This window comes from Nonomuraea lactucae (assembly GCF_003313395.1).
GTDB lineage: Bacteria > Actinomycetota > Actinomycetes > Streptosporangiales > Streptosporangiaceae > Nonomuraea > Nonomuraea lactucae.
Map to the genome: position 1 here is coordinate 1 of NZ_QNFZ01000982.1, position 11565 is coordinate 11565.

General features: G+C 70.0%; 9 protein-coding genes. 2 read left to right on the forward strand and 7 right to left on the reverse strand.

The genetic code is table 11. The annotated features are described in order from the left end of the window. The 3 genes from DQW85_RS34955 to DQW85_RS34965 form a co-directional block, all read right to left on the reverse strand. The coding region (locus DQW85_RS34955) for a sensor histidine kinase (RefSeq protein ID WP_162795618.1) at window positions 1–2951 on the reverse strand (2951 nt) is incomplete at its 3' end. A gap of 265 nt (window positions 2952–3216) precedes the next feature. Further along, window positions 3217–4614 carry an aminobutyraldehyde dehydrogenase gene (locus tag DQW85_RS34960; protein WP_113704035.1) on the reverse strand — a complete coding sequence of 466 codons (1398 nt, stop codon included), beginning with the start codon at window positions 4612–4614 and terminating at the stop codon, window positions 3217–3219. Window positions 4615–4618: 4 nt separating this feature from the next. After that, window positions 4619–5887 carry a glycosyltransferase gene (locus DQW85_RS34965; protein ID WP_113704036.1) on the reverse strand — a complete coding sequence of 423 codons (1269 nt, stop codon included), beginning with the start codon at window positions 5885–5887 and terminating at the stop codon, window positions 4619–4621. 117 nt (window positions 5888–6004) lie between these two features. Between DQW85_RS34965 and DQW85_RS34970 the strand changes: the two genes are divergently transcribed. After that, window positions 6005–6613, forward strand: coding sequence for a TetR/AcrR family transcriptional regulator (locus DQW85_RS34970; protein WP_240197630.1), 609 nt, complete (start codon window positions 6005–6007; stop codon window positions 6611–6613). A gap of 11 nt (window positions 6614–6624) precedes the next feature. On the opposite strand, the gene DQW85_RS34975 is transcribed toward DQW85_RS34970, so the two are convergent. From DQW85_RS34975 to DQW85_RS34990, 4 genes are read right to left on the reverse strand one after another with little or no spacing between them, the layout of a single operon-like run. Continuing rightward, the gene (locus tag DQW85_RS34975) at window positions 6625–7686 is read right to left on the reverse strand and encodes an ABC transporter ATP-binding protein (RefSeq protein ID WP_113704040.1); all 1062 of its coding nucleotides are present in this window, start codon (window positions 7684–7686) and stop codon (window positions 6625–6627) included. After that, the gene (locus tag DQW85_RS34980; RefSeq protein ID WP_113704037.1) at window positions 7673–8452 is read right to left on the reverse strand and encodes an ABC transporter permease; all 780 of its coding nucleotides are present in this window, start codon (window positions 8450–8452) and stop codon (window positions 7673–7675) included. Before DQW85_RS34980 ends, DQW85_RS34975 begins: the two co-directional genes overlap by 14 nt. Next, the gene (locus DQW85_RS34985) at window positions 8445–9314 is read right to left on the reverse strand and encodes an ABC transporter permease (RefSeq protein WP_240197631.1); all 870 of its coding nucleotides are present in this window, start codon (window positions 9312–9314) and stop codon (window positions 8445–8447) included. Before DQW85_RS34985 ends, DQW85_RS34980 begins: the two co-directional genes overlap by 8 nt. Window positions 9315–9338: 24 nt before the next feature. Beyond that, entirely contained in the window at window positions 9339–10460 is a 1122-nt protein-coding gene (locus DQW85_RS34990) for a polyamine ABC transporter substrate-binding protein (RefSeq protein WP_113704038.1), read from the reverse strand. A gap of 174 nt (window positions 10461–10634) precedes the next feature. Here DQW85_RS34990 and DQW85_RS34995 point away from each other — a divergent pair. Continuing rightward, window positions 10635–11565: phosphotransferase (locus DQW85_RS34995; RefSeq protein WP_162795619.1), on the forward strand; the 931-nt coding region annotated here is incomplete at its 3' end.

Below are 11565 nucleotides of genomic sequence, written 5' to 3' on the forward strand. Positions count from 1 at the left end.
AGCGCCGCGGGCTGGTCCGCGGCGCCCTGCGGCTGGGGCCGGACCTCGGCCGGAGGGTCGGCGTCGAGCCGGACCGCGGGCTGGACGGCGGTCTCCGGCTCCTCGTCGTACTCCGCCCGCTGCCCGGCCAGGGAGTCGAACCGCTGCTCGGCCTGCTGCTCGGGGCGGGGTTCGGGGCGGGGTTCGGAACGGGGCCTCAGCAGCTCGGGGTCCGGCTTGCGGAACCAGTCGGAGCCGACCGACGAGAAGATCGGCAGGTAGTCCTCGTTCTGGTCGTCGATCGGGGAGGTCCGTACGACGGGCAGCGGGCCGGTCAGGTCCTGCGAGGAGTAGTCGCCGGGGCCGAAGGGGTCGAAGGGCGACTGCCCGTTGCGAGGGAACGGCTCGGACGGCCTGCCCGTCTCGGCGAACGAGGGCCACATCGGCTCCTCGGACTCGAACGGCGACCGGGAAGGAGCGTCCGAGGGGTACGGCGACCTCGGCGGCGGGTCCACCGACTCGAAGAGCGACCTGCGCGGCTGCTCGCCGAACGGCGGCCACCGCGTGTCCTGCTGGGAGGTGTCGGGCGGTGGCGGTTCGGTGGCGAACGACGGCCAGCGTGGCTCGTCCTGCGAGGGCGGCGGGGGCTCGGTCGCGAACGACGGCCAGCGTGGCTCGTCGAGCTGGGGCGCCTGGTCGGCGAACGACGGCCAGCGCTGCTCCCCTACCTGGGGCGCCTGATCACCGAACGACGGCCAGCGCTGCTCCTCCACCTGGGGCGCCTGATCGCCGAACGACGACCAGCGCTCCTGCTGGGCGGGCCGCTGCTCCTCGCCGAACGGGGGCCAGCGCGGCTCGTCCGGCTGCCTGGGCACCTCGTCGGCGAAGGAGGGCCAGTCGCCCGCGCCCGGCGACGTGCCCGGCCACTGCATGTTCACCGGCACGTCGTCGGTGCCGAAGCCGGTCGGGGTGTGGGCGGCCGGCGAGGCGGGCGAGGCGTAGACCCCGGAGCCGTTCGGCGTGGCCTGCTCGGCCATTCCCGGGTCGAAGCTGGTGAACGCCTCGTACTGGCCGTACTGCTGCGGCCCCGTGCCGCCCGCGCCCGCGATCAGCATGTCGGGCATCATGACGACCGCGCTGAGGCCGCCGGTCTCCCGCATCCGGAGCTGGACGTGGATGCCGTGGCGCAGCGCGAGGCGGCCGACCACGAACAGGCCCATGCGCCGCGAGACCGCGACGTCCACGACGGGCGGGTTGGCCAGCCGCCAGTTGGCCTCGGCGACCTCCTCGGCCGACATGCCGATGCCCAGGTCGTTGATCGTCACGAGCACGCCGCCCTCGGCCGGCGCGCTGGTGACCTGCACCTTGCTCTCGCGGGGCGAGAAGGAGATGGCGTTCTCGATCAGCTCGGCGAGCAGGTGGACGGCGTCGGTGACGGCCGGGCCGATGATCTGGACGCCGGACGGGACCTGGATCTGGACGCGCTCGTAGTTCTCGACCTCCGACAGCGAGGCGCGCGCGATGTCGACCAGCGGCACCGGCTCGCTCCACTTGCGGGCGCCCTCCTGGCCGGCGAGGACCAGGAGGTTCTCGCTGTTGCGGCGCATGCGGGTGGCCAGGTGGTCGAGCCTGAACAGGTTGGCGAGCCGCTGCTCGTCCTCCTCGCCCTGCTCCAGGCCCTCGATGAGCTGCAGCTGCCGCTCGACCAGCGTCTGGCTGCGCCGGGAGAGGTTGACGAACATCGCGTTGACGTTGGCGCGCAGCTTGGCCTCGTCGCCGGCCAGCCTGATCGCCTCGCGGTGGACCTCGTCGAAGGCCCGGGCCACTTCCCCGATCTCGTCGCGGGTGTTGATGCCGATCGACGGCACCTCGGGCACCGAGGCGCCGTCACCGGACTCGCGCAGCACGCGGACCGTCTCGGGCAGCCGGGTGGTGGCCACCTGGAGCGCCTCGGCGCGCAGCCGGCGCAGCGGCCGGACCAGGGAACCGGCCACGCGGGTGGTGAACACCAGCACGAGGAGCAGCAGGACCAGGATCATCGCGCCTGAGACGACGGCGTTGCGCTGCTCGGCGTCGCTCAGATCGCGGGTCTGGGCCACGACCCTGGTGGCCAGTCCGTCCTCCACCTTGCGCAGGGCGTTCACCGACAGCGACGTGCTCTCGTACCAGAGGGTGATGTCGCGGCGTGAGGTGGTGTCGAGGTCCCTGATGGCCTTGTACTCGCGCATCTGGGCCAGCGCGCGCTGGCGCATCGCGTCGGCGCGGTCGATCTGCGAGCCCCGCATCTGCTTGCGGTAGGCCTGCATGTCGGTGGTGGTGGCCTCCTGCTCGAACGCCGCGAGCTCGGCCTGCTGACGGTTCCACGAGCCGAGGAAGTCCGACAGGTCGTCGTAGTCGAGCTGCCGGCCGATCAGCGCGACCACCATGATGGCCTGCTGGCGGGCGACCTCCTCCTTCGCCCGCTCCAGCGAGCTCAGGGCGCTGATGCCCTCCTGCAGCGTGTCGTCGCTGACGCCGTTGGCCAGGTCGCCCTGGAGGTGCGAGACGGTGTCGATCATGGTCGAGAACGTGCGGACGGCCGCTCGCGGCGGCACGCTGTCTTCCAGGATCGACTCGCGCAGGCCGTCGAGGCCGGTGAGCCAGCGGCGGATCTCCTGGACGTCTTCCAGCGAGTGCTCGGAGTGCGAGGCGTCGATGGCCGTCGTGGCAGCGAGCACGCGCTGCTTGGCGGTGTCGACGGCCTCGCGCTGCGTCTTGAGCTGGGCCAGGCGGCTGGCGCGGCGGCGGTCCGCGATGTACCAGGCGGTGAGTGTGCGCTCCTTGCCCAGCTCGTGGCTGAGCGCGTTGACGCGCTGGACCAGCTCGGCGACCTGGGTGAGGCGGCGGTACTCGGCGCTGGTGCCGATGGCGTTGGCCAGCTGGACGCCGGCGAGCAGCACACCGACGACGGTGGGGATGAGAATCAGCGCCACCAGTCGTGAGCGCACACGCCAGTTCCCCAGCCGGAACCGTCCGCCTGTGTACTCCCCCTGCCTGGTGTGCTTGGGGTTATCCGTCCTCACTGACTCTCGCAACCTCTCGCCGGTACGTGCTCGAAGATCTGACACGCTTGGGGCGCATGGGACTTGTGCGGGCTGGGTAATTGGAACACAACCCGGACCACATCGGCCAACCGTACATATCCCACCAAATGCGACCAAACGTGCCTTCGAGGTCGCATATCGCCATGTCTGTCTCTCAGGCGGGCCTGAAGGAGTCTCGCTCCGCCGGCGCCGCGTGCTTGATCATCAGGTGACGGGTCACCGAGTATTCCTGCACCGCCTCCTGGCTCATGTCCTTGCCGAACCCACTGCCCTTGACCCCACCGTGCGGAGCCTCGCTGGCGATGGGCAGGTGGTCGTTGACCCACGTCACACCCACGTCCAGGCGGTGAGACACCCGCATCGCCCTGGCCACGTCGCGCGACCACACCGACGAGGCCAGACCGTAACGGGTGTCGTTGGCGAGCCTGACGGCCTCGTCCTCGCCGTCGAACGGGAGGACCACGAGGACAGGGCCGAAAAGTTCCCCTTGGACGATATCGCTGTTCTGCGCCACATTGGCCACAAGGGTGGGCGAATAGTAGAAACCAGGCCCGTCGATCGGGGAGCCTCCCTGGAGGACGCGCCCGCCGGAGCGCTCGACGAAGCCGTGCACCCGGTCTCGGTGCGCCGCCGAGATCAGCGGGCCGATGTCCGTCGCCGGGTCCCAGGGGTCACCGGCGGTGACGCCGGCGAGCGCCGCCCGCAGCGCCTCCACCGCCTCGTCGTACACCTCGCGGGCGACGTAGACCCGCGTGGCCGCGGTGCAGTCCTGGCCGGTGTTGTAGGTGGCGCCCATGGCGACGCCGCCCGCCATCGCGGCCAGGTCGGCGTCCTCGAACACCAGGGCGGGCGCCTTGCCGCCCAGCTCCAGGTGCACCCGCTTGAGCGTCGTGGCCGCGCCCGACATGACGGCCCGGCCGGTCTCGGTGGAGCCGGTGACGCTCACCATGTCCACGCCCGGGTCGGTGACCAGCGCCTCGCCCACCTCGGCGTCGCCGGTCACGGCCCGCACCAGCCCGCGCGGGGCGCCGGCCTGGGCGAGCAGTTCCACCAGCCGCAGCGTGCTGCGCGGCGTCTGGGGGGCGGGCTTGATCACCACCGCGTTGCCCGCCGCGATCGCCGGGCCGAGCTTCCAGACGGCCATCACCAGCGGGAAGTTCCACGGCGCGATCGAGGCGACCACGCCGACGGGGCGGCGCAGCAGGATCGAGGTGTAGCCGCGGCTGAGCACCCCGGCGCCGGTGCCCTCCAGCGAGCGGGCGGCTCCAGCGAAGAAGCGCAGGTTGTCGACCGCGAACGGCAGCTCGCCGTCCCTGACGACCGCCGCCGGCTTGCCGGTGTCCTCGACCTCCAGCCGGGTCAGCTCCTCGGCGTCACCCTCGACCAGGTCGGCGAGCCGCAGCAGCAGCCGCGCCCGCTCGGCCGGGGTGGCCTGAGACCACTCCGCGAAGGCCGCCCGCGCCGCGCGGACGGCCTGCGCCACGCCCTCGATCGAGGTGTCCGGGACCATGTCGTGCAGGGCCCCGGTCGCCGGGTTGATCAGCTCGCGCATGTCGTCAGCCCTGGCCCAGCCGCTCGATGAGGTCGGCGGCCCGGCGGAGGCCGTCGCGTCCGCGGATCTCCTCGCCCGCGGCGGCCAGCCTCTCGCGCAGGGCGGTGTCGCCGAGCAGGCGGTCGAGGGCGCCCGTCAGCTCCTCGTCGGTGAAGGTGTAGGTGGACAGCCGCACCCCGTAGCCGAGCTCGTGGACGCGCTGGGCGTTGTCGTACTGGTCCCAGAAGAGCGGCAGCAGGATCATCGGCTTGCCGAAGTGCAGCGCCTCGGTGGTGGTGTTGTTGCCGCCGTGGGTGATGACCAGGTCGCACAGCGGGATGACCTTGGTCTGCGGCAGGAACTCGGCGCCCCACATGTTGTCGGCCAGCTTGATCTCCTCGTGCAGCGGCCCCTTGGAGACGATGAACCGGTGCGGGGTGGTGGCCAGCACGTCGATCACCCGCTGCATCAGCTCCACGTCGGAGGAGCCGAGCGAGCCGAGCGAGAAGTAGACGAGCGCGCCGTCGCCCCGCTCGAAGGGCAGCTCGAAAGCCTCGTCGGTCTCGCGCACGGAGGAGTCGAGCCGGTGCCACGTGGGGCCGAGCGGCCGCTCGGCCGTGTAGTCGAGGATCTCCGGGTAGACGTAGAGGTTGAGGTCGCCCTCGTGGATGAAGTCGAGGTCGGGCAGCGGCTCGGTGCCCTGCTCCACGCACCACTCGTTGAAGGCGGTCCACACCTCGCGGTGGGTGCGCTCGTACTCGGCGCGGAAGGCGTCCCACTCGGAGCGGTCGCCGGAGGGCAGCCCGGAGAAGACGGGCGCCACGTCCGGGCCGCGGACCTCCAGCGGGTTGCAGGAGACGACGCGGACGAACTTCCTGCCCGCCGTGAGCAGCGCCGGGAAAGTGATCACGTTGTCCTCGACGACGACGTCCGGCTGAACCCGCTCGATGATGGCCTTGAGCTGGGGCTCGCAGTATTTCACGCCGTCGATGAGCGAGTCCCAGATCGGCTTGGTGACCGTTTCGAGCTGCTCCCGTGTGCTCTTGCGGTATTCGGGGGCCGTCTCACGGATGAAGTCCTTCCAGAACTGGCCCGCGTCCTGCTCCTCCTCGGCCGGGGGCGCCAGGTCGACGAGGTCCTCCTCGAAGCCGAGCTCCTCCAGCTTGCCCTTCCAGGACGCCTCGGCGGCGAAGACGACCCGGTGGCCGCGGCGGCGGAGGATGTCGCCGATGCCGATGCTGTTGTTGGTGGGCCCGTAGGCGCTCTCCGGCATGAACAGGATGGTGAGGGACATCTCGCACTCCGGGGGAAGAGGGGTAGTTGAAGGTAAATTCAAATGGTCGTCTAGCGCGAAAAGCTACTTCACGGCACTATGGTCACGGCTTCCTGAACGCACCGGTAACAAAGGGGGATGATGGCCCAGCGCAAGAGCCGCAATGACCGCCGCATCGATCTCATCGAGGCGGCACGCCGGGCCATCATCCGCCACGGCATCGATCGCGTCCAGTTGTCGCACGTGGCCGAGGAGGCGGGGCTGACGTCGGGGGCCGTGCTCTATCACTATCCCGACCTGGGCGAGCTGCTGGTCGAGGCGCAGCACGCCGGCATGGAGCGCTTCTACGAGCAGCGGCTGCGCCAGCTCGCCACGGTCACCGACCCGGTGACCAAGCTCGTCATGACGATCAGGTCGGGACTGCCGACGGGGCCGCTGGACCCCGACGTGCGGCTGCTCAACGAGCTCGGCGGGGCAGCCGGCCGCAACCGGGTCTACGGCGTGCTGCTCACCTCGCTGTACGACCGGCAGGTGGCGATGTACCAGTCGATCCTCGACACCGGCTCGGCCCTCGGCGTCTTCAGGCTGAGCGGCGACTCGCTGACGCTGGCGCGCAACCTGGTGGCGCTGGAGGACGCCTACGGTTACCGCATCACGGCGAGGCACCCGGTCATCGGCCCCGCGGAGGCGGCCGAGCTGATCCTGTCGTACGCGCGCACGGCGACGGGCAACGACCTCGCCCACTGAGCGCCTCGCCCTCATCGGGCCGCCGGGATGCTGGCCGCCGGGATGATGACGGCGTCACGGGCGTCCCAGCGCAGCCGCACCTTGGCGCCCGCCCGCACGTCGCTCGCCCCCTGCACGGCCACCAGGACGGGCTTGGCCCGGCCCGGCATTTCGACCGAGATGTGCGAGACGCCGCCGTAGAAGCTGACGTCGAGCACGCTGCCCTGGAGCGCTCCCCCGGCGGTGTCGTCGTGGAGGGTGATCTTCTCCGGACGGACGCAGAGCAGCGCCTCGGCGCCGTCCCGGAGGTGCTCGACCGGGGTGCCGGGCAGCGCGCCGAAGTCGGCGGTCCGCAGCGCCGGGCCGCCGGCCGTGCCCTCGAACAGGTTGTTGGCGCCGACGAAGTCGGCGACGAACGGCGTGCGGGGCCGCTCGTAGAGCGCCACCGGCTCGTCCACCTGGCGCACCCGGCCGCTGTCGAAGACCGCGATGCGGTCGGCGAGCGACATGGCCTCCTCCTGGTCGTGGGTGACGACCACGAACGTGATGCCGACCTCGTGCTGCAGCCGCTTGAGCTCCAGCTGCATGTCCGCGCGGACCTTCTTGTCCAGAGCCGAGAGCGGCTCGTCGAGCAGCAGCAGGCGGGGACGCTTGACGATCGAGCGGGCGAGCGCGACGCGCTGGCGCTGGCCGCCGGAGAGCTGAGCGGGCCTCCTGTCGCCGTGCCGCGACAGGCCCACCGTCTCCAGCACCTCGCCCACGCGCTTCCTGATCTCCTGGCGGGGCAGCCTCTCGCGCTCCAGGCCGTAGGCGACGTTCTTGGCCACGGTCATGTGCGGGAACAGCGCGTACGACTGGAACATAAGGCTGATCGGCCGGCGGTTCGGCTGCCGGGCGAGCAGGTCGTCGCCGTCGAGCGTCACCGTGCCGCTGTCGGGCGTCTCGAACCCGGCGATGATGCGCAGCAGCGTGGTCTTGCCGCAGCCGGACGGGCCCAGCAGGGCGAAGAACTCGCCCTGGCCGATCTCCAGCGAGACGCCGTCGAGCGCCGTGACGTCGCCGAACCTGCGGGTGACCCCGTCAATCTTGAGCACGTGCTTCACCGATCTTGGTCATGCGCTGTCCCACGATCACCGCGGTGAAGCTCACCAGGAGCAGGATCGCGCCCAGCGCGTTGATCTGGGGTTCCACCCCGAAGCGGATCATCGAGTAGATGACGATCGGCAGCGTCTGCTCCAGGTTGCCGATCGTGAAGAAGGCGATCACGAACTCGTCCAGCGAGAGCGTGAACGCCAGCAGCGCGCCGGCCACGACGCCGGGCACCAGCTGCGGGAGCGTGACCTTCATGAACGTGGTGACCGGCCCGGCGCCGAGGTCACGCGAGGCCTCCTCCAGCGACGGGTCGGCCCCCGCCAGCCGGGTGCGCACCACCGCGGCGACGAACGCCATCGAGAACACGCCGTGCGCGAGGATCACCGAGTAGACGCCCAGCGTGAGCTGGATCAGCCCGTAGAAGACCAGCAGGCCGATGGCGAGCACCAGATCGGGCAGCACGGCCGGCAGCAGCGCGAGGGCGTCCAGCGTCCTGGACCTGGTGTGCCTGGCCAGGCCCACCGCCAGCATCGTGCCCAGCACCGTGGCGACCACGGTGGAGCCCGCCGCCACGATCAGCGTGTTGACCAGGCCGTCCATGACCCGCTCGTTCTGGGCCAGCACGCCGTACCACTTGAGGCTGAACCCCTCGTAGGTGTAGGCCGACTCGCCGGAGTTGAACGACATCACGACCAGCACGACGATCGGCGCGTACAGGAAGACGAGCGTCGCCCAGAACGGGATGTGGAGCAGTCTCGACCTACGCACGGCGGGCCGCCCAGGCCTGTGCGACGAGCAGCAGCACCAGCACCGCGACGAGCGCCAGGGCCAGCGCCGAGCCGAACGGCCAGTCGCGGGCCTTCAGGAACTCGTTGCGGATCAGGTTGCCCACCATGAGCGTCTTGCCGCCGCCCAGCATCTCGGGGATGACGAAGTTGGCGAAGCTCGGCACGAACACGAACAGGCACCCCGTCAGCACGCCTGGCACGGTCAGCGGCAGCGTCACCTTGCGGAACGTGGTGAACCCGGAGGCGCCCAGGTTAGCCGACGCCTCGCGCAACTGCGGATCGAGCCGTTCGATCGCCGCGTAGAGCGGCAGCACCATCAGCGGCAGGTAGGAGTAGACCAGTCCGGTGATGATGGCGCCCTGGTTGTAGAGCAGCTCGAACGGGCCGAGGCCGACGGCCTCGAACCCGGAGTTGATCAGGCCCGGCCCGTTGAGCAGGATGATCCAGGCGTACATGCGGATGATGAAGTTCGTCCAGAACGGCAGCACGATCGCGATCAGCGCGATCGTCTTCCACTTCCGGGGCAGCTGGGCGATCAGGTAGGCGGTCGGGTAGCCGAACGCCAGCGCGATCAGCGTGGTCAGCGCCGCGATCTTCAGCGAGCCGCCGACGACGCCGAGGTAGAGCGGGTCGGCCAGGCGGGTGAAGTTCTCGGTGGTGAACTCGTAGACCACCCCGCCGAAGCGCCCGCGCTGGAAGAACACGTAGCTGAGCACCAGTGCCAGCGGCACCAGCAGCAGCACGATCAGGTACGTCAGGCCGGGCGCCAGGAAAACGAACGCGCCCAGCCGGTGCCGCCCCCGCGGGGGCGACGCCGGCCGGGCGGCGACTTCTGCCTTCACCGTTGCTACCAACTACTGCTGCCGCTACTGCGCCGTGACCTCGGACGAGAGCCGCGTGTACTTCACCGAGCCCTGGCCCAGGTCGATGATCGACTCACCGTTGAGCAGCTCGGCCGGCTTGATGCCGAGCAGCGAGCCCTCCGGGACCTCGACCTTGTCCATGGCGGCCTTGTTGGGGACCTTGTAGTTGATGTTCGAGGCGGCCCAGCTGTGGATCTCCGGGTCGAGGATGTAGTTGATCAGGGCGTGGGCGGCCTCCTTGTTCTTGGAGGACTTCATGATCACCATGGTGTCCACCCAGAGGTCGCTGCCCTCCTTGGGCACGACGAACTTGATGTTCTTCTTCGGGTCGGTGGTCGGGCACCAGCCGTCCCATGCCACCACCATGACGGCCTCGCCGCTCTTGAGCTTGTCGCCGAACGTCGTGTCGTCGTAGCCGAGCAGGTGCGGCTTGGCCTGGAGCAGAAGGTCCTTGACCTTCGCGATCTCGTCGTCCTTGTCGGTGTTGACCGAGTAGCCGAGCGCCTTGAGCGCGGGCAGGGCCAGCCAGCGCTCGGTGGTCATCATGGTGACCTTCTTGTCGGCCCAGGACGGGGGCTTGAGGATGTCGTTCCAGCTCGTGGGCGGCGACTTCACCAGGTCGGTGCGGTAGCAGATGCCGGTGGTGCCCCAGGTGTAGGGAACGGAGTACCGGTTGCCCTTGTCGTAGGAGAGCTGGGTCGCCTCGGGGTAGAGGTTGGACAGGTTGGGGATCAGCTCGGGGTGGATCGGCTCCAGCAGGCCCTGCTCGTTGAGCGCCTGGGCGTACTGGCCGGACACGAACGCCACGTCGATCCCACTGTCGCCGCCGGCGGTGAGCTTGGTCATCGCCTCCTCGTTGGTGGCGTGCACCGCGATCTTCATGTCGGCGACCTTGAGCTTCTGCTTGACCTTCTCGGGAAGCTCCTTGGGCGTGTAGCCGTCCCACACCGTCACGTTGATCGACTGCTTGGACAGGTCGGCGTTGGGGTTGAGCTGCTCGGCCGTCGCTCGCGGAGCCGCCCCTGGGCTGTCAGTCGATCCACCACCGCACGCCGCGACGGCGAGGGCGAGGCCGGCCACCACTGCTACGGCCGGAAGACGACGGGTGAACCGGATACGGAACACGGCCGGTACTCCTTATTAGTTCCGAGTGGGGGAAGAGGGGGTCTCGCGACCAACCGGGCACATCAGACCAAAGCAGGAGTGTTGCAGCAGAACTCAACATCGGCAAGACTTTTCCCCACATTGTCACCTGGAAGTTTGGTCGCGTTGTTTAACCGAGATTCAATATGGGACCGGTTGCTCTCGCTGGGTGAGACGCCTCTCACCGAGAGGGACCGGGGGCTGTCCGCCTCACTGCTCTCCGCACTGGGAGGTGAGGTGCCGCCGCCGTTCGCCGTGCGCCGGTTCGGTCCGCTGCCAACCTTCTCGTACGGCGACGGGGATCGCCACACCGGGGGCCCGGCGGAGCGCGAATTCGGAAAGCACGTCGACCAGACAAACTATTCGGTCGTGGTGGGTGATCAGGTCGTCGTCAAGTGGTTGACAACCCCCGCGCCCATGCCCCATCCCACACCTGACGTGTTCGCTCACCTCGTCCGGGCGGGCTTCGAGGACACCGCTCCGCCGTACGCGGCCTTGACTCGCGCGGACAAGTCGGGCGAGGTGCTGCTGGCCCTCGTGACCGGCTACCTGCCGCAGGCCCGGGACGGCTGGGAGTGGTGCGTCGACGAGGCGGAGGCGGGTCGCACCGGCTTCGCCGCCGACCTCGGCCGGCTGGCCGCCGACCTCCATCTGGCCCTGTCCACCTTCCCTCGGAGCGACGGGGATCGGACACGGGACCCGAGCCTGCGCGAGGCGGGCGCGAGGGCCGAAGGAGCGCTGCTTGAGGCGCTCGGCCTCACCGGCGGCGAGGACGGCGCGTGGCTGGCGTCGCGGGCCGCCGACCTCAGGCACGAGCTGGAGCCCCTGGCCAGGCCCATCACCAGCCCGCTGATCCGCATCCACGGAGACCTGCACGTGGGCCAGATCCTGCGGTGGCGGGACGGCTACGCCGTGATCGACTTCGACGGCAACCCGACCGTGACCCGCGCGTCGCCGTACCAGCCGGCGGCCCGCGACGTGGCCCAGCTCGCCACCAGCCTGGAGCACGTGGCCCAGGTCGCGATCAGCCGGCGCGGCACCCCGCCCGGCGAGGCCGTGCGCTGGGCGCGCGAGGCCCGTGACGCCG